The sequence below is a fragment of the Micromonospora sp. NPDC050784 genome (assembly GCF_044456765.1).
Classification (GTDB): domain Bacteria; phylum Actinomycetota; class Actinomycetes; order Mycobacteriales; family Micromonosporaceae; genus Micromonospora; species Micromonospora foliorum.
Map to the genome: position 1 here is coordinate 1 of NZ_JBITGG010000030.1, position 23,476 is coordinate 23,476.

Consider the following 23,476-nt stretch of genomic DNA (forward strand, 5'->3'; position numbering starts at 1 on the left):
GGGGCACTCGTGGGGGGGGCCGGGGGCCCCCCCGGGGGGGTGGGCCCACACGCGGGGGGGCGCCCCCCGGGCCGCGCCGCCCCGGGGGGCGCGGCGGGCCCCCCCCCCCCCGCGCCCCCCCCCCCCCGCCGACCCAGCCCCGACCTGCCGACCCGGCCGCGACCTGCCGGCGCGTCACCCGGCGGGGTCGCTCAGCCGGCGCGGCTGCGCAGGGTGGCGATCGTCGAACCGGCGAGCGTGAGCAGGCAGTCGGGGAGCAGCCCATCGGCCGCCGCCGCGCCGAACAGGGCCTCGCCGGTCGGTTCGTCCCGATTGGCGTACGCACTGACGAAGCGGGCCACCCAGCGGGTGTCGTACCCGGCCTGGTCGATCCCCGGAAAGTCGAGCGCCGCCCCGCTGGCCGCCGGCGCGTCGCCGAGCATGGTGGCGGCCAGGCACCAGGCGACGCCGTACGCGCCGTTCAGGCCGGCCCGGTCGACGACCGCGTCGAACGCTCCCACCACCGCGTCTCCATCGCCGGTCAGCGCCGAACGGAGCACGGCGGCCGCGTCATCGAACGTCTGCTGTGGTAGGTCGGTCACGCAGCGCACAGTAGGACGGGCGGTCAAGCTTCCCCCGCAACCGTCACTGTCCGTGTTCAACGCGAGCTACCTGCGCATTACGCCACCTCCACGGTCCCGCCGCCGGCCTCGGCACGCTAATGTGCGCAGCGGACCTTCGCCGGAGGAAGGACGACCATGTTCGAATCACGCCGCTCGCGGATAGCCACACTGGCTGTCTGCGCGACGATCCTGCTCGCCACAAGCGCTTGCGGGGATGACAAGCCCGAGGAGGCGAGCGCCCAACAGGTGCGCCTCTACGGCACGGACGGCAACATGCTCAACTCCTATCCCGCGGAGTTGAAGGAACGGGCCAGTCTGGTGGACGGGATGAAGGGCACCACGCCCCTCGTTCCGCTGCCCGACGACTTCAAGAGCCGGCTACGGGCCGTCAATCCGGCGCTGACGGACTACCTGTACTCCGCCGAGACGTACGACGCGGTGGTGATCGCCGTGCTCGCCGCTCAGCTGGCCGGAAGCACCGACCCGGCCGCCATCGCGAAGCAGATCGTCGCCGTGACCAACGACGGGCAGCGCTGCGAAGACCCGGCGAGCTGTCTCGCGCTGGCCCGCAACGGGCAGGACATCGAGTACCGCGGCGTCTCGCTGACCCGGGCGGGTTTCACCGACAAGGGTGAGCCGGCCACCGCGAGCTACGCCACGCTGACCTTTGACGGGCAGCAGATCAACGACGGTAAGACCGAGTTCGTCGGCGCGGGCATCGAGTCGGCGGCGAGCACCAAGACGCCGCCGAAGCCGAAGAAGCAGCGCCCGGGTGGCGACACCGACCAGGAGCCGCTGATCCTCGGCGGCCTGTTGCCGAAGACCGGTGACCTCGCGATCGCCTACCCGCCGATGGCCGCCGGCGCCGCGCTGGCGATCAGGGAGATCAACGCCGCTGGCGGCGCACTGGGCAAGCCGGTGACGTGGCTGGACGGCGACGACGGCACCAACCCGGCAGTGGCCAAGGCCACGGTGGCCAAGCACGTGACGGACGGCGTCAGCGTGATCATCGGCGCGGGCGGTTCGGGCATCTCCCGGGCGGTGCTGCCGGACGTGGTGCAGGCCGGGAAGATCCTCTTCTCCCCGTCCAACACCGACAGCAGCCTGACCGACGTGGAGGACGGTGGCCTCTACTTCCGCACCGCCCCGCCGGACAGCCTCCAGGGCCGGGCGCTGGCCGACGTCATCCTCCGCGACGGGTCACAGAAGATCGTCATCGTCGCCCGCAAGGACTCCTACGGTGAGGGCCTGCAGGGCACCGTCCGCGACGAGCTGGAGAAGGCCGGTATCGCCAACGACCGGCTCAAGCTGTTGACGTACGAGCCGCCGGCCGACGCGAAGGCCGCCCCGGTCGACTTCAGCAGCGGCGCGAAGCAGATCAAGGAATTCGGCGCGGACGCCGTACTCATCATCGGTTTCGGTGAGTCCGCCCAGGTGATCCGCGGCCTGGCCGACGCCGGGGTGCAGATCCGGCAGTAGGCAGGACCCGAAACCACTACGGCCGCACCGGCTTCCCGCGGGTGCGGCCGTTTGGTACGCGGGATCAGCGCGGCCGGCGGCGCTCCAGGAACTCGGTCATCCGACGGTGCTTCTCCTCGTCCTCGAAGAGCACCGCCTGGCTGACCAGGTCGAGGTGCGGGTGCGCGGCGGCCGGCGCGTCCACCGCCAGCTTGGTCAGCCGCACCGCCAACGGTGAGCCCAGGGCGATCTCGTCCAGCAACGCGTGCGCCACCGTCAGCAGCTCGCCGGGCTCGTCCACCACCCGGTTCACCAGGCCGATCCGCAGCGCCTCGGCGGCGTCCACCCGCCGGCCGGTGAAGAGCAGCTCCTTGGCCCGGCCCTCACCGATCAACGCGGGCAACCGGTGGGTCGCGCCGGCGCCGGCCAGGATGCCCAACCGCACCTCCGGCTGACCGAAGACCGCCCGCGCCGTGCACACCCGCAGATCGCAGGCGTACGCCAGCTCCGCGCCACCGCCCAACGCCGGCCCGTCGACGGCCGCCACGGTCGGCATCGGCAGCGCCCGGATGCGTGCGAAGGCGGCCGAGTTGATCGCGGCGAGGGCGTCCGTGCGGCCCCGTTCGCGGAGCTGGCCGATGTCGGCGCCACCGGCGAAGATGCCCGCCGCGCCACCGGTGAGCAGCAGCAGGCGCGGGCGCGCCTCCAACTCGGCGCAGACCTGGTGCAACTCGGCGATCAGGTCGGCGTCGATGGCGTTGCGCTTCTCCGGCCGGTCCAGCGTGACCACCAACCGGTCCGGCCGCTCCTCGATCCGTAACCCGCTCACTGAGTCGACCTTTCGTTCGCGACTGCGGGGCTCGCAAGCTCACTCCTCGCGCTCACTGTTTGACACCGGCTTCCCAGCGGTAAAAGCCCTGCCCGGACTTCTTACCCAGCCGCCCGGCGGCCACCATCTCCACCAGCAGCGGCGGCGGTGCGAAGCGGTCCCCGTACGCGGCCTGGAGGGTGCGGGCGATGTCCAGCCGCACGTCGAGGCCGACCAGGTCAGTGAGCTCCAGCGGCCCGATCGGATGCCGGTAGCCGAGCACCATGGCCTTGTCGATGTCCGCCGGGCTGGCCACCCCGTCGGCGACCATCCGGATCGCCTCCAGCCCGAGGGTGACCCCGAGCCGGGAGGTGGCGAAGCCGGGCATGTCGCGTACGACGACGGGGTCCTTGCCCAGCCGACCGGCGAGCGCGACGGCCGCGGCGGTGGTCTCCTCGGCGGTGGCCGGGCCGACCACGATCTCCAGCAGCGCCATCGCCCAGACCGGGTTGAAGAAGTGCAGGCCGAGGAAGCGCTCGGGCGCGTCCAGCTCGGCGGCCAGATCGCCGATGGCGATGCTGGAGGTGTTGCTGCCCAGCAGCTCCGGGCGCAGCGCGGCGGCGTCCCGGAGCACCGCACGCTTCAGGTCGAGGCGCTCCGGCACCGCCTCCACGATCACCTGGGGGGCGGGGGCGACCTCGGCGAGGGTCGGGCGCAGCGTCACCCGCTGCCGGTTCGTGGCGGCCTCGTCGGCGCTCAGCTTCCCGCGCTGCACCGCCCGCTCCCACAGCTCGGCGAGCCGGTTCAGCGCGGCGGCGCCCCGCTCGGGGTCCACCTCGACCACCTCGACGGCGTGCCCGGCGCCGGCCGCCACGTACGCGATGCCGAGCCCCATCGTGCCGGCACCGACGACCACGAAACGATCGCTCATCACGCCTCCCTGTCCCGTCCGCCGACGCGCGGGGTCCCCGCCACACCGGCCCGGGTGTCCCGCCCGCTCCGCTCGCTCATGGTGCGACCCTAGACAGCGCGACGACCCGGCCCATGCGTGGGGGAGCGCCGGATCGGGTAATGACGGCCCGTCAACCGAGGGAAGGACCGCATCGACATGAGCCAGGCACCGGAGAGCGTCACCGACGGGGAGACCGTGGAGACCCGAGGCGACGAGCGGGTCGAACTGCTGCGCGCCGACACCAACAACGACGGCAAGACCGACGTGTGGGTGGTGGACACCGACGGCGACGGCAAGGCGGACCTGTTCCAGTTCGACACCGACGGTGACGGCAAGGTGGACATCACCATGGTCGACATCGACGAGGACGGCCAACCGGACGAGGTGGTCGACGGCGACGGCGGCCTCCCGCCCGAGCAGCTCCCCCCGACCGTCCAGGTCTGAGACGTACGGCGGCCCCCGCCCTCCGCCCGGCGGAGCGCGGGGGCCGTCGCTCAGTCGACGAGGCGCAGGGTGGCCAGGTAGTAGGGGGCGTCGCTGTCGTCCACATCGGTGAGCCGCCAGCCGGTGCCGTGGACCAGGCCGGCGAACTCGTTGGGCGAGCAGACCAGATAGTCGAACCATTCGGTGCTCAACTCGCGGTAGCGCAGCCGCAGCCGCAGCTGGCCACCGAGCCGGCCGCGCCGACGGTTGCGCTCGTGATAGCCGGTGTGCAGCGGGTCGCGGGTGCCGTACGGGTCGGTGCCCTGCGCGATGATCTGCGCCCCCGGTCGGGCCAGCGCGGCGAGCGCGGCCAGGAACCCGGGAGCGCGCTCCCGCCCCTCGAACAGCCCGAGGTTGTTGCCGAGCAGTAAAAACGTGTCGTACCGCGGACCGTCGGCGACGTGCGTGTCCACGGTGCCGTGCACCACTCGCCGGACCCCGCGACGCCGGCTCACCTCCAGCGCGCCCGCGGAGGTGTCCAGCCCGGTGACCGGCACGCCGCGCTCCTGGAGCAGCAGCGCGATTCGGCCGGCTCCGGTGCCGATGTCCAGCGTCTCGCCGCGCGCCCGGTCCACCGCGCGGTGGTCGTACGGCTGCCACTCCGCCGGCCCGTCCAGGTAGTGCGCGGCCGGGGCGCCGTTGATCAGACCGTCGTCCCGTTCGATGATCTCGATGACCGGTCGCGGCAGTCGCCCACCGACCAGGGGCCGGGGGCCCACTCCGGTGGCCACGGCGAGCGTGTCCCGCAGCAGTTCGCCGATCACGTCACCGATTAGAGGCTCACCCGTCACGACGTTCACGCTATCCGGCCACTCAGCGGCCCGCGCCGGCCGTATCCTGGCGGCGTGACCACGCTGGACCGGCTGTCGGCCGAGAAGTACATCCTGCTCACGACCTTCCGCAAGGACGGTCGGGCGGTGCCGACCCCGGTCTGGTCTGTACGCGACGGCGAGGCGTTGGCGGTCTGGACCCGGGCCGACTCCGGCAAGGTGAAGCGGATCCGCCACAACGGCGAGGTGACAGTGGCACCGTGCGACGTGCGGGGCCGGCCACACGGGGCTGAGGTGCCGGCTCACGCGACGATCTACGGCGGCGGTGACACCGGTCGGGTCCGCGACCTGCTCAAGCACAAATACCGCCTGATCGGCCGGCTGAGCCTGCTGGGCAGCCGGTTGCGTCGCGGCGAGGGCGGCACGGTCGGCATCCGGGTGACATTGACCGAGCCGCAGCGCTGACCGGCGCCGGCGTCGTGCTCGCCGGGCATGGAAAGGGGCGGCGGACCGAGGTCCACCGCCCCTGACGTAAAAAACTGTCGCCGGCTCAGTCGCCCTGCCGCTGCTGCGGGATCTGGCCCTGCAGCAGCGCCCTGACCTCCGACTCGCGGTACCGACGGTGGCCACCCAGGGTGCGGATGGCACTGAGCTTGCCAGCCTTGGCCCACCGGGTCACCGTCTTCGGGTCGACCCGGAACATCGACGCCACCTCGGCCGGCGTGAGTAGCGGCTCTGGTTCGTGCGTTCGCGATGCCATCGGTCACTCCTCCACATGTATAGACATCGGCCGGGGTCCCGCCGGCCGACGCGTCTCCCATGGTCCGGCTAGTCCCCGATGTCCGACATGGGCCGAACGGATGAAGGTCCCTAGACGGACGGATGAACCATGCCCGATTTTTACGACTTTTACACGGCAGAAACTACCTTATTCGGACTCATGATCACGGTTCGTGATGCGTCAACTACGAGCGCAACTCACCTTGGGAGCGCTCCTAGGGTGATATGCCCTAGTTGCACCGCTCCAACAGCTGCACTGCGCGCCACCGAGCCACCAACTTGTCGTACGCGGCCGACGCCTCCTCGGCCTCGCCGCGGGACAGCCCCGCGAGGCCGCTGGCGACCAGCTCGGGCGAGTCGTCCGCGGCCAGGGTCTCGTCGGAGAGCAGGTCGACCAGACCGCCGTAGTCCAGCTCCACCACGGACCGCGGATGGAACTCCTCCAGCCAGCGGGCCGCCTCCTCCACCGCCTCGGTGATCGGCGCCTCGCCCACCGACTTGCGCAGCACGGACAGCGCCCGCGACGAGCGGCGTCGAGCCTTGGAGATCTCGGTGCGGTAGCGCAGCGCCCGCCGGCCCGGCTGGGTGACCAGGTCGCGCTCCGCCGGGTCGAAGAGCACGAACCACCGCAGCGGTACGCCCCAGGTGGCGATCTGCTCGTGCACCCGGGGCACCCCGTGCTCCAGCACCCGGGCGCCGCTGCGCCAGTCGTCCACCACCGCCCTGGCCTGCCCGGCGAGCACCGGCGGCACGAAGGCGTCGGCGAGCACCGAGGGCACCCCGTCCCGGGCGCTCAGCGCCGCCTCAGCGACCCGGATGCGCAGGTTCCACGGGCAGACCAGCAGGCCGTCGTCCGTCTCCAGGACGTACGCCTCCTCCGGCAGGTCCGGTAGCCGGGTCCAGCCGGCGCCCAGCGCCTCGATCACCGCCGTCCGCTGCCGACCGGGCCCCTCGACCGGGGCGACCGCGCGCCCCTCCGAGACGTAGCGGCGCCAGTAGCTCTGCCGGTCTCGGTCGAAGGCGGCCAACGGTTCGTACACGCGCAGGTAAGAAGCGAAGAGCGACGGCACCGCGCGATCCTCCCACGAACCACGCCCGTACGCGCTCAGCGGCCGGAGCACGCGCGCCGCAACGTGGGACGGCGGTGGCGTGTCGAGCGCCCGCAGGGCAGCCGATACTAGGCTCGATCACACCGGCAGCATCCCCGCCGGGGTCCACCAGGTCCGCGTCCCACAAGGACGCACACCACCGTAGGAGCCAACCATGGGCGTATTCGCGAGCACCGACGACCCGATATCGACCGGTCACGAACAGGTCGTGTTCTGCCAGGACAAGCAGAGCGGCCTGAAGGCGATCATCGGGATCTACTCCACGGCGCTGGGCCCGGCGCTCGGCGGCACCCGCTTCTACCCGTACGCGAGCGAGGACGACGCCCTCGCCGACGTGCTGGACCTGTCCCGCGGGATGGCGTACAAGAACGCGCTCGCCGGGCTTGACCTGGGCGGCGGCAAGGCCGTCATCTGGGGCGACCCGGAGCAGATCAAGAGCGAGGCGCTGCTGCGCGCGTACGGCCGCTTCGTGGAGTCCCTGGGTGGCCGCTACTACACCGCCTGCGACGTCGGCACGTACGTGGCGGACATGGACGTCGTGGCCCGGGAGACCCGCTACGTGACCGGGCGCAGCGTGGAGCACGGCGGCGCCGGCGACTCGTCGATCCTCACCGCCTGGGGTGTCTTCCAGGGGATGCGGGCCGCGGCCGAGCACGTGTGGGGCACCCCGAGCCTGCGAGGCCGACGGGTCGGTGTGGCCGGCCTGGGCAAGGTCGGCAAGTACCTCACCGGGCACCTGCTGGAGGATGGCGCCGAGGTGGTCGCCACCGACGTCAACCCGAAGGCGCTGGCCTGGGTACGCACCAACCACCCGCAGGTCACCCTCGTCGACGACTCCAGCGCGCTGGTCGCCGCGGACCTCGACGTGTACGCGCCGTGCGCGCTGGGCGGCGCTCTGAACGACGACACCGTGCCGGCGTTGCGCGCCAAGGTGGTGACCGGGGCGGCGAACAACCAGCTCGCCCACCCGGGCATCGAGAAGCTGCTGGCCGACCGGGGCATCCTCTACACCCCGGACTACGTGGTCAACGCGGGCGGCGTCATCCAGGTGGCCGACGAGATCGAGGGCTTCAACTTCGACCGGGCGAAGCTACGGGCGACCCGGATCTACGACACCACCCGCGAGATCCTGCACCTGGCTGACGCGGAGGGCGTGCCCCCGGCCGTGGCCGCCGACCGGCTGGCGGAGCGGCGAATGGCGGACGTCGGCCGGCTGCGCGCGATCCACCTGCGCTGAGCGGTCCGTTCCCGGGGGCGGATCGACGAGATCCGCCTCCGGGCCCCGACGTCGGGCCTAGCTGGGTAAGCTGAGCCCGGGTCAATTTTGATGCGGTTTGTCCGGTGTCACGGGCGCTAACCGTTCCGCTCCTTACCCGGTACACTGGGTGACGGCCGGATCGACGCGACGCGCAGAGCCGGCTGACGGTAACCCGAGGTGCCGAACGGTGGCATCCCCATGTACCGTAAGAGCCACGAGAGATGCCTGACGTCATCGGGGCCCGCCTTCGGGCTGCCCCGCATTCTGTGCGAGGGGGTCGAGCCATGGGGCGCGGCCGTGCTAAGGCCAAGCAGACTAAGGTGGCGCGGGAGTTGAAGTACCACTCCCCGAACACCGACCTCACCGCCTTGCAGCGCGAACTGGCGGGTGCTGGTAAGTCTGAGCACCACTTCGACGACGACTCTAAAGAGTTCGTCGACGACGATGATGAGGATCACGCGGACGACGATCCGGATCCCTGGGTCCGTCCGACCCGCTGACCTCTCGACGCAGCTGAGCACGCGGTAACCCCCGCGTGCTCACGCGCGTCCTGTGCAGGTGCGGTCGCCGACGATCAGGGGCCTGGCCCGACCGGAGCCATCCGGCCGCTCGACAGGCCCCTGACAACGGCTCCCCTCAGCGCGGGCGATTGTTCCAGTTGTAGAACGTCGGGATGTTCTCGAAGTGGTTCCAGGCACAGACCGCGCTGGAGCCGTCTCCGCCCGACACCTCCGAGCGCAGCCGCCGTGCGTCCTCGGCCTCCTGGAGCAGCGCGACGAGCGCGGGCGCCGCGTCTCGCACCCGTTCGGTGACTCGGTCGTCCGCTTCGCGTTCAGGCCGCCGGTGACTCGTGGTCTCGGGCATGCTCCAACACTCCCTCCAGTAGGCGGATCTTGCTGTTGCGACAGTGCTCGGTCTCCGTACCGTCAAAACGCCCCAGCTCGAAGTAACGGTTGGCGGCATGGCCACCACCGCAGAAGCCGAAGTACGGGCAGGACGCCCGACACGCCTCCACCCCGGCCAGGAACTCCCCCACCCACGGCGTCGCCGCCGCGTCGCCGAGGATCTGCGCCAACGGGGTCGTCAGCACGTTGCCGCTGCTGAAGTCGCCGTAGCGGGGGTCGGTGAAACCGGCCAACTCCGGGCTGAGGACGATCACCGAGCCGTCGTGACCGATGGTCGGGATCGGGTCCAGTTGGCGGGGCAGCACCTGGTCCGCCGAGTTGTCGAGCACCGCCGCGGCGTAGCGCAACGACCACTCGATCTCGCGGAGGTGAATCCGGGGCTCCCGGCGCCACGCCCCGACCAACTCCGCCCAGAACGCGGACACCGCCAACGGGTCGTGACGGTTGTCGCGGGTGTTGACCCCCTCGGTCTCCTCGATGTTGATGCCCAGCACATCGCAGCCCAGCTCAAGGAAGTAGTCGTACAGCTCGGTGGCGAGCCCCGGCTCCGGCCGGGACACCACGGCCAACGCGGAGAAGGGCAGACCGCGACGGCGCAGCGCCGAGATGCCGTGCAGGATCCGGTCGTACGCCGGCTGACCGCCCCGGTTGACCCGGTCGCCGTTGCGCGCCCGGGGCCCGTCGACGCTCACACTCACCCGCATCTCGTGCCGGACGAAGAAGTCGCACCACTCGTCGTCGATGAGGGTGGCGTTGGTCTGCACGTGGTGCTCGACCTCGGGCCCGAACGGCGCGATCAGCTCGGCCAGGTGCTCTCGACCGGCGGCCAGGGGCTCGCCGCCATGCCACACGACGGAGAAGCGACCGTTCGCCGCCCAGGGGTTGACCGCGACCGCGACCGCCTCGGCCACCGCCACCGGCATCCGGCGGTCGGCGGCCCGAAACGGCAGGTAGCAGTACGCGCAGTCGAGGTTGCAGAGGGTGGTGGGCTGCATGACGACGTACGACGGGACGGCGGCCAGACCGCGCATCCCGCTGAACGACTGTCCCCGAGCAGCCATCGCCCTCCTCCGCCTAGCCTGAGGGTGCCCTTCAGGCTAGGCGGCATTGGCCACTCGGGTGAAGCCCTGATCAGGTGCCCGTACGATCACCGGAGGGTGATCAGCCTCGGGTGTGCTGACCGACCATCTGCACGTTGCCGGTGCCCTCGATGATCTCGCCGGCCTGCCACGCCTCGACTCCACGGCCGGTCAGGGTGGCCAGCGCCCGGTCGGCGTCCTCGGCGGACACGATCGCGAACATGCCGACGCCCATGTTGAAGGTCGACTCCATGTCGTGGTCGTCGATCCGACCCTTCGTCTGGATCAGGTCGAAGATCGGCTGCGGCTTCCAGGTGGACCGGTTGACCACCGCGTCGACGTGCTCGGGCAGCACCCGGACCAGGTTGCCGGGGATGCCGCCACCGGTGATGTGGGACAGCGCCCGCACCTCGGCCTCGGCGATCAGCTTGAGGCAGTCCTTGGCGTAGATCTTGGTCGGGGTGAGCAGCTCCTCACCGAGGGTCCGCTGCCGACCGAAGTCGTCGATCACGATGTCCAGACGCATCCGGGCCGCGCCCAGCAGCACGTGCCGGACCAGCGAGTAGCCGTTGGAGTGCAGGCCGGAGGAGCGCATGGCGATCACCACGTCGCCCACCTCGACCCGCTCGGGGCTGAGGATGTCGGCTTCCTCCACCACGCCCACACCGGTCGCGGAGATGTCGTACTCGTCCGGGCGCAGGACGCCGGGGTGCTCGGCGGTCTCCCCGCCCAGCAGCGCGCAGCCGGCGTAGCGGCAGCCGTCGGCGATGCCCGCGCCGATCTCGGCGACCTTGTCCGGGACGACCTCGCCGGTGGCGATGTAGTCGAGCAGGAACAGCGGCTCGGCGCCGCAGGCCACCAGGTCGTCGACGACCATCGCGACCAGGTCGATGCCGACCGTGTCGTGGATGTCCATCTGCTGGGCGATCACCAGCTTGGTGCCCACCCCGTCGGTGGAGGACGCCAGGATCGGGCTCTTGTACTTCTTCGTGTCCAGGCGGAACAGGCCGGCGAAGCCACCGAGGTCACCGAGCACCTCGGGGCGGCGGGTCTGCCGCACCTTCGACTTGAGCAACTCCACCGCGCGGTCGCCCGCGTCGATGGAGACGCCGGCGTCGGCGTACGAGACCGAGCGTTTGCGCGCCTGGCGGCCAGCACCGCCCGTCCACGGCTGGCGGTCGCCGCCGGCGCCGGTCGGGCTGCTTCCTGCGCCGCTGCGCTCGGACACGTGCGTCACGGTTCTCCCCTTTGGTTCTCGGTGCCGCCGGCGGTAGCCGGGCCGCGCCGGTTGGTGCTACGGGCGGTTTGCGGTAACGCCACCCGGAGTGGCGACGGACGAGCCGTTGGTGTGCGGGGCCTCCGGCGCCGAGTTGGCGACGCGTCGACCCACCCCTTCGAGCACGTGCTTGCCGATCAGGTTGCCGGCCGGCAACTCGATCGGGTACTCCCCATCGAAACACGCCCGACACAGCCGGGTCTTCGGCTGCTCGGTCGCGGCGATCAGGCCGGGAAGGGAAACGAACCCCAGCGTGTCGGCGCCGATGGAGCGCCGGATGCCGTCGTTGTCCAACCCGTTGGCCAGCAGCTCCGCCCGGGTGGCGAAGTCGATGCCGTAGAAGCACGGCCAGCTGACCGGCGGGGAGGAGATCCGGACGTGCACCTCCAGCGCCCCCGCCTCACGCAGCATCCGCACGATGGCGCGCTGGGTGTTGCCGCGCACGATCGAGTCGTCCACCACCACCAACCGCTTGCCGCGGACGTTCTCCCGCAGCGGGTTGAGCTTGAGCCGGATGCCGAGCTGGCGCAGGGTCTGCGACGGCTGGATGAAGGTGCGCCCCACGTACGGGTTCTTCATCAGACCGGCGCCGTACGTGATGCCGGACGCCTCCGCGTACCCGATCGCGGCTGGAGTGCCCGACTCGGGCACCGGGATCACCAGGTCGGCCTCGACCGGGTGCTCCTTGGCCAACTGCCGGCCGATCTGCACCCGCGCCGAGTGGACGTTGCGCCCGGCGATCGTGGCGTCCGGGCGGGCGATGTAGACGTACTCGAAGAGGCAGCCCTTCGGCTCCGGCGCGGCGAACCGGGTGGAGCGCAGCCCGTTCTCGTCGATCGCGATCAGCTCGCCCGGCTCGACCTCGCGCACCACGCTGGCACCGACGATGTCCAGTGCGGCCGTCTCGCTGGCGACCACCCAACCGCGCTCCAGGCGGCCGAGCACCAGCGGGCGGACGCCATGCGGATCGCGGGCCGCGTAGAGGGTCGACTCGTCCATGAAGACGAAGCTGAACGCGCCGCGTAGCTGCGGCAGCACCTCCAGCGCGGCCGCCTCGACCGACAGGTCCGGTCGGCTGGCGAGCAGCATCGTCACCAGGGAGGTGTCGTTTGTCGAACCGTCCGCGATGAGGCCGCGCTCGGCGACCTCCTTCTCCAGCTCGGCCGTGTTGACCAGGTTGCCGTTGTGGGCCAGCGCGATGGTCGTGCCGGAGGTGGTCGACCGGATCGTCGGCTGGGCGTTCTCCCAGTTCGACGCGCCGGTGGTGGAGTATCGGGCGTGCCCGATCGCCACGTGACCGCGCAGGCTCGCCAGGGTGGGCTCGTCGAAGACCTGCGCCACCAGGCCAAGGTCCTTGTAGACCACCACGCCCGAGCCATCGCTCACCGCGATGCCCGCCGCCTCCTGGCCGCGGTGCTGCAGGGCGTAGAGGCCGAAGTAGGTCAGATTGGCAACCTCTTCGCCGGGGGCCCAGACGCCGAAGACGCCACAGGCATCCTGGGGGCCAGGTCGTTGGGGGTCAAGGTCGTGGCTCAGCCGGCCGTCGCCTCGGGGCACCTACCGCTCCCTCATGCTGGTCTGGACCGGCTGGGCGGGATCACGGGCGGATCCACACTTCTCTGCCGGGACCACTGTCATCGCCTGACAGTGTACGCGAATCGACGTCAATACAGAAAGTCACGATTCCCCTGCTCTGCGTCACGCTGAGTGGGACATCGGGACAACTAGAGGGGCAGATACGCCGAGAGGTCCGCGCGGTTGCCACTCATCTGGACGCGACCGTCGGTGACCGCCTCCGCCCAGCCAACCCTGCCGGTAGCCAACTCCAACCAGGTGTTCGGGGCCATCTCGACCACGTTTGGTGGATTTCCTCTGGTGTGTCGAGGCCCCGGTACGCACTGGATCGCCCCGTATGGTGGGACGCGCACCTCCACCGATCGGCCGGGGGCGCGCTCCGCGAGGACGGCCAACAACGACCGGACCGCCTCACGGAACACCGGCCGTTCGGGTGTACGCCCCTCGTCGAGCGCCGACAACGCGGCCGTAACGGCAGCGGACTTACTGTGCGGAGAGGACACGACGGGACGATACGACCCCCAGGCCAGACACGCGACGCTGGCCCTGGGTCGCGCTCATGCAGTCGGACAAGGCATAGTTGCCGACGGCGTATTCGTACCGTGATGATCCCCGGCCCGGCGCCCCGCCGGTCAGAGGGAAGTCAGCCCGGAAGGCGGTGGACGTGTCAACACACCGACGTGCCTGGAAGCAGCGGGCCGGTGTGGTCGTAGCGCTGGTTGCCGGCGCTCTGCTCGCCGTCCCCGCCACACCAGCCATGGCCGCAGAGGTCAGCGTTTCCCCCGGCTCAATCACCGTAAACGCCGGCAGCGACGCCACAATCACCGTGCGCGTCACTGGGGGTAACAACGACGAGTCGGCGAAGGTCAGCCTCTCCGGCCTGCCGTCGGGGGTCAGCTGCGCCAGTGGTTGCGGCGATGTCAAACTCTCCGGCGGCGGCCTGGGCAACCCGACAGGGTCGGTGCTGGTCAGGATCGCCGCCAACGACAACGCTGGCGACGCGACCGCGACTGTCACGGTGGCCGTCGAGGCCGAGTCCGGCCCGGACACCGCCACCGTCTCGCTGACCGTGAAGGGCAAGGCCGCTCCGCCGCCGCCGCAGAACCAGACCGTGCGGTCGGTCGCCGGCAAGGTGGTCGCGCAGGCGGACGGCAAGGCCGTGCCGAACGCTTTCGTGGTTCTCCAGGACACCGCCGGTCACCGCTATGACGCGACGAGCGACGGTAGCGGCAACTTCCGGTTCACCGGCACCACCCAGAGCCCGATCGCGCCCGGACGGATCGACCTGGGCGCGTCGTTCGACAACATCAAGGCGTTCAAGTCCTTGAACGCCAGCGCCGGCCAGGCCATCACCGGGCAGCGGCTCAGCCTCGCGATCAAGGCCGAGGCGACGCCGAGCGCCACCCCGTCCGCCACCCCCGAGGCCACTCCCACCGAGGAGGCGACCGAGGAGGGCACCGAGGAGGAGCCCACCGAGGAAGCCAGCCAGGGTGCTCCGGCGAACGCCGCGAACAACGAGGACAGCGGCGGTCTCGGCTCGTACATGATCATCCTGCTGGGTGGTCTCCTGGTCGCCGCCGGTGTCGGCACGATCGTCCTGCTCTGGATGAAGCGCAGGGAGAACGGCGACGACGACGACGCTCCGGCGGCCGCCGGTGGCGGCGGTGTGGTGCCGCCCTCGCGGGGCGGGTTCCGCGGTCCTGACGACCAGACCCGGGTGGTCGGCGGTCGTCCCGGCGGCGGACCGGACCCGACCATGGTCGGCGGCGCGGCGCTGAGCGAGGCGCCGACGATGATGCACCGCCCGGTGGTCGACGACGTTCCACCGGACCCGTACGGCGCGCCTGCGCCGGCGTACGGCGGCGCGGGTCAGCAGGGCTGGGGCGGCGCCGGTTACGGCGACGAGCCGGCACCCGGTGGCTACGGCGCGGGCGGTTACGGCAACGCCCCCGCCTCTGGCGGCGGCTACGGTGCTCCCGCCGGCCCCGAGGGCGGCTACGGCGCCGGCGCGGCCGGTGACGGTTACGGCGCCGCGCCCGGTGCCGGCTACGGCAACGCGCCAGCTTCCGGCGGCGGCTACGGCAGTCGTGACTACGACGCCCCGGCCGGCACCGCCGCCTACCCGCCGGCTCCCGCTGGCGGAGCGGCCTACGGCGAGCGGTTCGACGAGCCGACCGGCCGGTACACCGGCGACAGCACCCAGTACCCGGCCCCGGCCGACCCGTACGCCACCGGCGTCTACCAGCCGGAGCAGGCGCAGGGGTACGGCCAGCCCGAAGCCGCCCCGTACGGCGGTCGCGCTGCCGAGCCGACCGCGGGGTACGGCGGTCCGGAGGCCGGCGGGTACGACCAGGGCGGCTACGGTCAACCTGCCGGCGGGTACGGCCAGGGCGGCAACTACGGCCAGGAGCCTCCGCCGCAGCGCGGCGGCGGCTACGACGACCGGGGCTACGACCAGGGCGGCTACGGCCAGCCCGCCGGCGGGTACGACCAGGGCGGCAACTACGGCCAGGAGCCCCCACCACAGCGCGGCGGCGGCTACGACGACCGGGGCTACGACCAGGGCGACTACGGCCAGCCCGCCGGGCGGAACCGACCGGAGACCCCGCCACCGACCGAGCGCGGCGGTCGCCGCCTCGACTGGCTGGACGACTGACCCCACCACAGCACGTGGAAACGGCCACCCGGATCTCTCCGGGTGGCCGTTTCGCTGCAAGACCCGCCGCGGCGGCGCGGTCAGGCGGCGGAGAAGACGCCCTGGTGGAGCACCGGCACGACGTCCGACACGCCGATCCGGACGGCGACGTCCACGTCCGCGGCGAAGCCGTTCTCGGTCAACTCCCGCCCGGAGATGCTGCCACGAACGGCGGCGGGCACATCCGGGGTGCTCGCCAGTGCGGCGAGCGCCATGGCCGCCTCCACCGAGAGCCCACCCGGTACGCCGGAGAGGGCGTCCAGCACCGAGGCGGCGCCGAGTTGGTCCTCCACCGACGGGCGCAGCGACCCGTCGGGCCACCGCTCCCCCGAGGCGATCACGCCGATCGGGGCGTTGACCGTGCCGTACCCCTGGCGGTGCAGCCAGCGCCCGACGGCGCGTGCGTTGCGCAGGCAAGCCGCGACCACCGGCACGCCGGTGGCGCTGGCGGCGGCGCTGATGGCGGAGCCGTTCGGGGAGGGCAGTACGAGGTCCGCGACCACTGGCGCGCTGCTCAGCGCGGCGGGCGAGAGCGACCACGGATGGTCCGCGGTCGTCTGCCGCCGCCCGACAGCGGCGGTGGCGCCGACCCGGACGGCGTACTCGGCGGCCTGTTCACCCCAGGGGAACGGGTGCACCCGCATCCCCCGGGCGACCGCCACCTCAACGGCGGTGGTGAACGAGAGGACGTCCACCACCACCAGCGCCACGCAGACCCGACCGAGCTCGGCGGCCCCGGTCAGCCCCCAGTCGAACCGGGCACCGGATCCGGGTTGGCCGTAGACAGCGGCCGTCAACGCCTCAGCGCTCGTCAGGCGTCGGCTCGGTGACACCGGAGCCAGACTCGGACGCCCCGCCGGGCCGCTCAGACCCGATCGGCTCGACCGCGCCGGTCTCCGGGGAAGGACCCGAAGAAGCGATCGGCTCGGAGACCACCTCGGCCGGGTCCAGCGGCTCGGCCTGCGCGACCGGCAGCGGGACGGCCTCGACCGCACCCGCCACACCGGCGGCCGGCGCGGGCACCTCGACCGCCGCCGAGCCCCCGAAGAGGCGCGGCAACGTCTCGGTGTGCGCCTTGCGCAGCTCGTCCAGGCCGATCCGGAACTGACCGTGCACCTCGAGCGCCCCACCGGACGGGTCGGTGACGCCGATCAGCTCGAACGGCACGCCCCGCTCCGCGCAGAGCGCCGCGAACGCCTTGTCATGGCCGCGCGGCACCGAGACCAGCGCCCGCGTGGCGGACTCGCTGAACAGGTAGACGAACGGCATCGAGCCCTCGGTGAACTGCTCCGGCACCGCGACCCGGGCACCGACGCCGCGACGCAGGCAGGACTCGACCAGGCTCTGGGCGAGGCCTCCGTCGGAGAGGTCGTGCGCCGAGCTGAGGTGACCGACGCGGGCCGCCTCGGCCAGCAGCTCGGCGAGCGCCTTCTCCCGCAGGAGGTCGACCTGCGGCGGAATACCGCCGAGGTGCTCGTGCGTCACCCAGGCCCACTCCGAGCCGGACAGCTCCACGTTCGTCTCACCGAGCAGGTAGAGCTGGTCATGGTCGCCACCGGCGCGCGGCACGAAGCCCATCGGCACCCGGTCGGCGACGTTGTCCAGCACGCCCAGCACACCGACCACCGGGGTCGGGTGGATGGCCGCCGCGCCGGTCTGGTTGTAGAAGCTGACGTTGCCGCCGGTCACCGGGATGCCCAGCTCCAGGCAGCCGTCCGCCAGGCCGCGCACAGCCTCGGCGAACTGCCACATCACGCCCGGGTCCTCCGGAGAGCCGAAGTTGAGGCAGTTGGTCACGGCGATCGGCTTCGCGCCGGTCACCGCAACGTTCCGGTACGCCTCGGCCAGGGCCAGCTTGGTGCCGTTGTACGGGTCCAGTCGGGCGTACCGGCCGTTGCCGTCCACCGACAGCGCCACGCCGAGACCGGTCCGCTCGTCGATCCGGATCACGCCGCCGTCCTCCGGCTGGGCGAGCACGGTGTTGCCCAGCACGTAGCGGTCGTACTGCTCGGTGACCCAGGTCTTGTCGGCCAGGTTCGGCGACGCGATCATGCGCAGCACGGTCTCCCGCAGCGCCTCCGGATCGGCCGGGCGGGGCAGCGTCTCGGCCCGGTCGGCCTGGAGCAGGATCAGGTCGGCCGGCTCACGCATCGGCCGGGCGTAGACCGGGCCGTCGTCGACAAGCGAACCCGGCGGCACGTCGACGACCAGGTGGTCCTGCCAGGTGATCAGCAGTCGACCGGGGCGGCCGTCCGGCTCCGGTGCGGTGACCTCGCCGATCGCGGTGGCGAGGACGCCCCACTTCTCGCAGGTCTTGAGCACCGCGTCGAGCTTGTCCGGCTCGACGACCAGCAGCATCCGCTCCTGCGACTCGCTGGCCAGGATCTCGTGCGGGTCCATCGAGGGCTCGCGCAGCGGAACCCGCTCCAGCCAGACCCGCATGCCGGTGCCGGCAGCGGCGGCGGTCTCGGTGAGCGCGCAGGTCAGGCCGGCGCCGCCGAGGTCCTGGATGCCGACGACCAGTTGGCCGTCGTACAGCTCGAGGCACGCCTCGATCAGCAGCTTCTCGGTGAACGGGTCGCCGACCTGCACGGCGGGTCGGCGGGCCTCGCTGCCCTCGTCGAAGGTCGCGCTGGCGAGCACCGACACGCCGCCGATGCCGTCGCGGCCAGTCTTGGCGCCCATCAGCACGACAACGTTGCCCGGGCCGGCGGCGGCCTTGTTCTGCAGCCGGTTGACCGGCAGCACGCCCAGGCAGAGCGCGTTGAGCAGCGGGTTGCCCTGGTAGGAGGGGTCGAAGACCAGCTCGCCACCGATGTTGGGCAGGCCCAGGCAGTTGCCGTAGCCGCCCACGCCGGCGACCACGCCGGTGAGCACCCGGGCGGTGTCCGGGTGGTCCGCGGCGCCGAAGCGCAGCGGGTCCATCACCGCGACCGGGCGGGCGCCCATGGCGAGGATGTCCCGGACGATGCCGCCGACGCCGGTCGCCGCGCCCTGGTACGGCTCGACGAAGCTCGGGTGGTTGTGCGACTCGACCTTGAAGGTGACCGCCAGCTCGTCGGAGATCTGCACGACACCGGCGTTCTCACCGATGCCGGCGAGCAGCCGGTCGCTGTGCGGGGCCTTCTCGCCGAACTGGCGCAGGTGCACCTTGCTCGACTTGTAGGAGCAGTGCTCGCTCCACATGATCGAGTACATCGCCAGCTCGGACTGCGTGGGCCGGCGGCCGAGGATCTGCCGGATCCGGTCGTACTCGTCGTCGCGCAGGCCCAGCTCGGTGTACGGCTGAAGCTCGCCCGGGGTGCCACCGGCGCGCGGCACGGTGTCCACGCCCTCGGTCCAGACGGCGGCGGTCGGCTGGGCGGGAGCGGTCGCCGGTGCGACCGGCTGCGCCGGGCTCGGCTCGCCCGGCTGCGCCGGGGCGGAGTACGCCTCCGGTGTGTCCCGTACCGGGTCCGGATGGGTGGTCATGACCTCTCCTCGCTGCGCTCGTGCCCGCCAGACCGACGGTTGAGCTGACCGATGATCGTGCCGCCGGTCATGCCGGCGCCCCCACCAGGTGCTTGAGGACCGACGTGAAGAAGCCGAGGCCGTCCAGCGAAGGGCCGGTGAGCGCCTCCACCGCGTGCTCGGGGTGCGGCATGATGCCGACCACGTTGCCGGCGGCGTTGGTGATCGCGGCGATGTCGCGCTGGGAGCCGTTGGGGTTGCCGCCGACGTAGCGGGCGACGACCCGGCCCTCGGCTTCGAGCTCGTCCAGCGTCGCGGTGTCCGCGACGTAGCAGCCCTCGCCGTTCTTGACCGGGATGAGCACCTCCTGGCCGGGCTGGAACGCGTTGGTCCACGCCGTCCCGGCCGACTCGATGCGCAGGACCTGGTCCCGGTTGCGGAAGTGCAGGTGCTGGTTGCGGGTGAGCGCGCCGGGCAGCAGGTGCGCCTCGCACAGGATCTGGAAGCCGTTGCAGATGCCGAGCACCGGCAGACCGCCCTGGGCGGCGTCCACGATCGTCTCCATCACCGGGGCGAACCGGGCGATGGCACCGCACCGCAGGTAGTCACCGTAGGAGAACCCGCCGGGCAGGACGACCGCGTCGACGCCGTGCAGCGCCGGGTCGCCGTGCCAGAGCCGGACCGGCTCAGCGCCGGCGATCCGGACGGCCCGGGCCGCGTCCCCGTCGTCGAGCGAGCCGGGGAAGGTGACCACACCGACCCGGGCGGTCACGAGCGGGCGTCCGCGGTCTCGTCGGCCTCGACCAGTCGGACGGTGAAGTCCTCGATGACCGGGTTGGCGAGCAGTTTGTCGGCAATCTCCCGAGCGCGGTCCAGGTCCGGTTCACCGGTGAACTCGATCTCGATCCGCCTGCCGATCCGGACCGAGGCGACGTCACCGACGCCGAGCCGGGGCAGCGCGTTTGCGACGGCCTGGCCCTGCGGATCGAGGATCTCGGGCTTGAGCATGACGTCGACGACGACGCGAGGCACTGGGCACTCCTGACTGTGTACGCAGTTGGGTGCCGACCCACAACGGGCGAGCGCAGCCAGCGTACCTGGCAGATATCGCCGCGGACGCACCGGCCGGGTGCGGTTCAGGCAGTGATCGACATTACCGACGCTCAGGGTGGCCCGTCAGGCGCTACAGGTGGCCTCAGCAGGACATACACGGCGCAGCGGGTGGCCGAATCGTTACATTGGCCAATCTCGATCAGATTCTTGATAACGATCGCGTCGGGCCCTACTGTACATCGACGTAAGTCGATTCAGGCGCTCGCGGGAACCCCCCGCTGCCGCCCCACCCGCACCCGGCGATCCCGGGCCCGCCCCGTCCAAGGAGTCCCCCCGATGCGCATCCGCCCCCTGCTCGCCGTACTCAGCACCGCGCTGGTCGGCGCCCTCGGCGTCACGTCCGCCGCGTCCGCCGCCCCAGCCGGCCCGCAACCCATCATCGGGGGCGAGACCGTCTCGTCCGCGCCCTGGGCCGCCGCGGTGCTCAGCAACGGCTCGTTCACCTGCTCTGGCAGCGTCATCGCCGCGCAGTGGGTGCTCACCGCCCGGCACTGCATCAGCGGCACCATGTCGGTGCGCGTCGGAAGCGTGAACCGCACCTCCGGCGGGGTCACCCGCACGGTCAGCGCCACCTACACCCGCAACGACCTCGCGCTCATGCGGCTCTCCAGCACCGTCAGCACCTCCGCGGTGAGCCTGGCCAGCAGCAACCCGCCGATCAACTCGACGAACTCGATCTACGGCTGGGGCATGACCTGCTACAGCGGCTGCTCGGCGTCCACCGTGCTGAAGACCGCCACCGTCCGGGTGACCAGCAACAGCGCCACCGACGCGTACGGCGGCCAGGCGATCCGCACCACCCGGATCAACGGCAACGCCTGGCGCGGTGACTCCGGTGGCCCGCAGTTCTACAACGGTCAGCAGGTCGGTGTCGCCTCCACCGCCGACGGATCGAGCATCCAGAACTACGGCAGCGTTGCGTACAACCGGGCCTGGATCACCTCGGTGGCCGGTGTGTGACGGTTAGCGCCCCGCTCGGCGCGGATGGTCGGCCACGTGCCGGCCGTCCGCGCCGCGTCGTTTTGCAGCATCCGATCAGGTGAACAATGCACACGATCGGGTCGCGCCACTCCTGACAGCATCGGAACCGTGCTGGTCGTGACGACAGAGCAACTGCCCGGCTACGAGATCCGCCAGATTCTCGGTGAGGTGGTGTCATCGATGGCCAGGACGCGCAACCCGTACCGCGAGGGTGTCAAGAACCTGCGCGGTGGCGCGTACGACCCGATGGCCCCGGACAACCTCACCCGCTGGCGCACCGACTCGGTGGCCCGCCTCGGCGAGGAGGCCCTACGGCTCGGCGCGAACGCGGTGATCGGCATGCGGTTCGACAGCCGGGACTGCGGCGAGATGTGGATGGAGATCTGCGCGTACGGGACGGCCGTGGTGGCCGTACCCAAGATGCCCGAGGTCATGCCGGCCGACCAGCCGGCGGTCGCGGCGGAAACCGCGGAGGTCGCGGGCTTCACCGGATCTCCCGGCGGCATCGCCGAACCGGCCAGCGCCCCCAACCTGAGAACCGCCGCCGAAACCCCAACCGGCGAATAACCCCACCACTCATCCCAGGCCCCGCCCCTACCCTTGCCTCTGTTGATCAAGAGGTTTCGGTCACCAGGGAGATCAAAAATGACGCAAACCTCTTGATCACCCATGGGGGTTGGGGCAGGGGAAGGTGGGGTCGGGTTAGAGGATGGGGGGTGGGCTGTAGGTGGCCGCTTCTGGGTGGGCTGTCACCACCTTGGTGATTCGGCTTGTTACCGCTGCTACCTGGGCTTGGGCGGCGCCTACGAAGGCGTTGCGGTCGGCGACCAGGGTGTCGATGTCGGCGCGGGACAGGCCGAGTCGGCCGTCCGCCGCCAGGCGGTCGAAGAGGTCGTTCTCCGGTGCGCCCTTCTCGCGCATCCCCAGGGCAACCGCGACCGCGTGCTCCTTGATCACCTCGTGGGCGACCTCCCGACCGACACCCCGGCGGACCGCCGCGACCAGGATCTTCGTGGTGGCCAGGAATGGCAGGAAGCGCTCCAGCTCCCGGTTGATCACCGCCGGGTACGCGCCGAACTCGTCGAGCACGGTGAGGAAGGTCTGGAACAGCCCGTCGGCGGCGAAGAACGCGTCCGGCAGTGCCACCCGTCGGACCACCGAGCAGGACACGTCCCCCTCGTTCCACTGGTCGCCGGCCAACTCGCCGACCATCGACAGGTAACCCCGGATGATCACGGCGAAGCCGTTCACCCGCTCCGAGGAACGGGTGTTCATCTTGTGCGGCATCGCGCTGGAACCGACCTGGCCCGGCTTGAAGCCCTCGGTCGCCAACTCCTGGCCGACCATCAACCGGATGGTGGTGGCCAGCGACGATGGCGCGGCAGCGGTCTGGGCCAGCGCGGCCAGCACGTCGAAGTCGAGCGAGCGCGGGTAGACCTGCCCGACGCTGTCCAGCACCCGGGAGAAGCCCAGGTGCTCGGCGACCCGCCGCTCCAACTCGGCCACCTTGTCGGCATCGCCGTCGAAGAGGTCGAGCTGGTCGGCGGCCGTGCCGACCGGTCCCTTGATCCCCCGCAGCGGGTAGCGGGCGATCAGCTCCTCCAGCCGCTCGTACGCGATCAGCAGCTCCTCCGCCGCCGACGCGAAGCGCTTGCCCAGCGTGGTGGCCTGCGCCGCCACGTTGTGCGAGCGGCCGGTCATGACCAGCTCGGAGTGCTCGTGGGCCAGCCAGGCCAATCGAGCGAGGGTGGCCACCACCCGGTCGCGGATCAGCTCCAGCGAGGCACGCACCTGGAGCTGCTCGACGTTCTCGGTGAGGTCCCGGGAGGTCATGCCCTTGTGCACGTGCTCGTGCCCGGCGAGCGCGCTGAACTCCTCGATCCGGGCCTTCACGTCGTGCCGGGTGACCCGCTCCCGCTCGGCGATCGAGGCGAGGTCGACCTGGTCGAGCACCCGCTCGTACGCCTCGACCACGCCGTCCGGCACCGGCACGCCCAGGTCGCGCTGAGCGCGGAGCACGGCGAGCCAGAGTCGCCGCTCCATCCGGACCTTCTCCTCCGGAGACCAGAGGGCGACCAGTTCGGGCGAGGCGTACCGGTTGGCCAGCACGTTGGGGATCGTCGTCACGTGCCTCATTCTCTCCTACCCGGTGGCTCGCCCGGCCGGGAGGCCGGGACGGGTG

General features: G+C 71.4%; 24 protein-coding genes. 8 read left to right on the top strand and 16 right to left on the bottom strand.

Annotated features, from left to right (window positions below; translation table 11 throughout):
* Positions 1–191: 191 nt before the first annotated feature.
* Positions 192–581, bottom strand: coding sequence for a hypothetical protein (locus ACIBD9_RS29725; protein ID WP_210784162.1), 390 nt, complete (start codon positions 579–581; stop codon positions 192–194).
* 156 nt (positions 582–737) lie between these two features.
* On the opposite strand from ACIBD9_RS29725, the gene ACIBD9_RS29730 reads away from it, so the two are divergent.
* The gene (locus ACIBD9_RS29730) at positions 738–2,081 is read left to right on the top strand and encodes an ABC transporter substrate-binding protein (RefSeq protein ID WP_396722617.1); all 1,344 of its coding nucleotides are present in this window, start codon (positions 738–740) and stop codon (positions 2,079–2,081) included.
* Positions 2,082–2,145: 64 nt separating this feature from the next.
* Here the strand turns inward: ACIBD9_RS29730 and ACIBD9_RS29735 are convergent, their stop codons facing one another.
* Both ACIBD9_RS29735 and ACIBD9_RS29740 read right to left on the bottom strand, forming a co-directional pair.
* Positions 2,146–2,889 carry an enoyl-CoA hydratase/isomerase family protein gene (locus ACIBD9_RS29735; protein WP_396722618.1) on the bottom strand — a complete coding sequence of 248 codons (744 nt, stop codon included), beginning with the start codon at positions 2,887–2,889 and terminating at the stop codon, positions 2,146–2,148.
* A gap of 52 nt (positions 2,890–2,941) precedes the next feature.
* Positions 2,942–3,799: a 3-hydroxyacyl-CoA dehydrogenase family protein gene (locus ACIBD9_RS29740; protein WP_396722620.1), complete on the bottom strand. Its 858-nt coding sequence runs from the start codon at positions 3,797–3,799 to the stop codon at positions 2,942–2,944.
* Positions 3,800–3,976: 177 nt separating this feature from the next.
* Between ACIBD9_RS29740 and ACIBD9_RS29745 the strand changes: the two genes are divergently transcribed.
* The gene (locus ACIBD9_RS29745) at positions 3,977–4,264 is read left to right on the top strand and encodes a hypothetical protein (RefSeq protein WP_238660820.1); all 288 of its coding nucleotides are present in this window, start codon (positions 3,977–3,979) and stop codon (positions 4,262–4,264) included.
* A 50-nt stretch (positions 4,265–4,314) separates the two neighbouring features.
* Here ACIBD9_RS29745 and ACIBD9_RS29750 read toward each other — a convergent pair whose 3' ends face one another.
* Complete coding sequence (locus ACIBD9_RS29750) at positions 4,315–5,094, bottom strand: methyltransferase domain-containing protein (RefSeq protein WP_396722622.1); 780 nt, start codon at positions 5,092–5,094, stop codon at positions 4,315–4,317.
* A 54-nt stretch (positions 5,095–5,148) separates the two neighbouring features.
* On the opposite strand from ACIBD9_RS29750, the gene ACIBD9_RS29755 reads away from it, so the two are divergent.
* On the top strand, positions 5,149–5,538 hold the full coding sequence (locus tag ACIBD9_RS29755) for a PPOX class F420-dependent oxidoreductase (RefSeq protein WP_396722624.1): 390 nt from the start codon (positions 5,149–5,151) through the stop codon (positions 5,536–5,538).
* 85 nt (positions 5,539–5,623) lie between these two features.
* Here ACIBD9_RS29755 and ACIBD9_RS29760 read toward each other — a convergent pair whose 3' ends face one another.
* Both ACIBD9_RS29760 and ACIBD9_RS29765 read right to left on the bottom strand, forming a co-directional pair.
* Complete coding sequence (locus tag ACIBD9_RS29760) at positions 5,624–5,833, bottom strand: BldC family transcriptional regulator (RefSeq protein ID WP_007073996.1); 210 nt, start codon at positions 5,831–5,833, stop codon at positions 5,624–5,626.
* Between the two features lie 250 nt (positions 5,834–6,083).
* On the bottom strand, positions 6,084–6,923 hold the full coding sequence (locus ACIBD9_RS29765) for a hypothetical protein (protein ID WP_396722626.1): 840 nt from the start codon (positions 6,921–6,923) through the stop codon (positions 6,084–6,086).
* Between the two features lie 193 nt (positions 6,924–7,116).
* Between ACIBD9_RS29765 and ACIBD9_RS29770 the strand changes: the two genes are divergently transcribed.
* Both ACIBD9_RS29770 and ACIBD9_RS29775 read left to right on the top strand, forming a co-directional pair.
* Positions 7,117–8,199, top strand: a complete 1,083-nt coding sequence (locus ACIBD9_RS29770; protein WP_396722628.1) for a Leu/Phe/Val dehydrogenase — start codon at positions 7,117–7,119, stop codon at positions 8,197–8,199.
* Positions 8,200–8,504: 305 nt separating this feature from the next.
* Positions 8,505–8,720, top strand: coding sequence for a DUF3073 domain-containing protein (locus ACIBD9_RS29775; protein WP_030332207.1), 216 nt, complete (start codon positions 8,505–8,507; stop codon positions 8,718–8,720).
* 136 nt (positions 8,721–8,856) lie between these two features.
* Here the strand turns inward: ACIBD9_RS29775 and amcA are convergent, their stop codons facing one another.
* From amcA to ACIBD9_RS29800, 5 genes are all read right to left on the bottom strand, one after another.
* Positions 8,857–9,084, bottom strand: coding sequence for a multiple cyclophane-containing RiPP AmcA (gene amcA, locus ACIBD9_RS29780; protein ID WP_396722630.1), 228 nt, complete (start codon positions 9,082–9,084; stop codon positions 8,857–8,859).
* A complete protein-coding gene (amcB, locus tag ACIBD9_RS29785; RefSeq protein WP_396722711.1) occupies positions 9,053–10,156 on the bottom strand; it encodes a cyclophane-forming radical SAM peptide maturase AmcB in 1,104 nt (367 codons plus the stop codon). Before amcB ends, amcA begins: the two co-directional genes overlap by 32 nt.
* 130 nt (positions 10,157–10,286) lie before the next feature.
* Positions 10,287–11,441 carry a phosphoribosylformylglycinamidine cyclo-ligase gene (gene purM, locus ACIBD9_RS29790; protein ID WP_196920530.1) on the bottom strand — a complete coding sequence of 385 codons (1,155 nt, stop codon included), beginning with the start codon at positions 11,439–11,441 and terminating at the stop codon, positions 10,287–10,289.
* A 57-nt stretch (positions 11,442–11,498) separates the two neighbouring features.
* Complete coding sequence (gene purF / locus ACIBD9_RS29795) at positions 11,499–13,037, bottom strand: amidophosphoribosyltransferase (RefSeq protein ID WP_396722634.1); 1,539 nt, start codon at positions 13,035–13,037, stop codon at positions 11,499–11,501.
* 167 nt (positions 13,038–13,204) lie between these two features.
* Positions 13,205–13,558 (bottom strand): sterol carrier family protein, encoded by a 354-nt coding sequence (locus ACIBD9_RS29800; protein ID WP_030332202.1) that lies wholly within the window; start codon positions 13,556–13,558, stop codon positions 13,205–13,207.
* A gap of 161 nt (positions 13,559–13,719) precedes the next feature.
* Here ACIBD9_RS29800 and ACIBD9_RS29805 point away from each other — a divergent pair, with 161 nt between their 5' ends.
* On the top strand, positions 13,720–15,711 hold the full coding sequence (locus ACIBD9_RS29805; RefSeq protein WP_396722635.1) for a hypothetical protein: 1,992 nt from the start codon (positions 13,720–13,722) through the stop codon (positions 15,709–15,711).
* An 80-nt stretch (positions 15,712–15,791) separates the two neighbouring features.
* Here the strand turns inward: ACIBD9_RS29805 and ACIBD9_RS29810 are convergent, their stop codons facing one another.
* From ACIBD9_RS29810 to purS, 4 genes are all read right to left on the bottom strand, one after another.
* Entirely contained in the window at positions 15,792–16,547 is a 756-nt protein-coding gene (locus ACIBD9_RS29810) for a 2-phosphosulfolactate phosphatase (protein WP_396722712.1), read from the bottom strand.
* 4 nt (positions 16,548–16,551) lie between these two features.
* Positions 16,552–19,221 carry a phosphoribosylformylglycinamidine synthase subunit PurL gene (purL, locus tag ACIBD9_RS29815; RefSeq protein WP_396722637.1) on the bottom strand — a complete coding sequence of 890 codons (2,670 nt, stop codon included), beginning with the start codon at positions 19,219–19,221 and terminating at the stop codon, positions 16,552–16,554.
* A gap of 67 nt (positions 19,222–19,288) precedes the next feature.
* Positions 19,289–19,972: a phosphoribosylformylglycinamidine synthase subunit PurQ gene (purQ, locus tag ACIBD9_RS29820; protein WP_396722640.1), complete on the bottom strand. Its 684-nt coding sequence runs from the start codon at positions 19,970–19,972 to the stop codon at positions 19,289–19,291.
* Positions 19,969–20,232: a phosphoribosylformylglycinamidine synthase subunit PurS gene (gene purS / locus ACIBD9_RS29825; RefSeq protein WP_030491392.1), complete on the bottom strand. Its 264-nt coding sequence runs from the start codon at positions 20,230–20,232 to the stop codon at positions 19,969–19,971. Before purS ends, purQ begins: the two co-directional genes overlap by 4 nt.
* A gap of 357 nt (positions 20,233–20,589) precedes the next feature.
* Here purS and ACIBD9_RS29830 point away from each other — a divergent pair, with 357 nt between their 5' ends.
* A complete protein-coding gene (locus ACIBD9_RS29830) occupies positions 20,590–21,273 on the top strand; it encodes a S1 family peptidase (protein ID WP_396722641.1) in 684 nt (227 codons plus the stop codon).
* 24 nt (positions 21,274–21,297) lie between these two features.
* Positions 21,298–21,861, top strand: a complete 564-nt coding sequence (locus ACIBD9_RS29835; protein WP_396722643.1) for a YbjQ family protein — start codon at positions 21,298–21,300, stop codon at positions 21,859–21,861.
* 135 nt (positions 21,862–21,996) lie between these two features.
* On the opposite strand, the gene purB is transcribed toward ACIBD9_RS29835, so the two are convergent.
* Entirely contained in the window at positions 21,997–23,421 is a 1,425-nt protein-coding gene (gene purB, locus ACIBD9_RS29840; RefSeq protein WP_387170561.1) for an adenylosuccinate lyase, read from the bottom strand.
* Between the last annotated feature and the right edge of the window lie 55 nt (positions 23,422–23,476).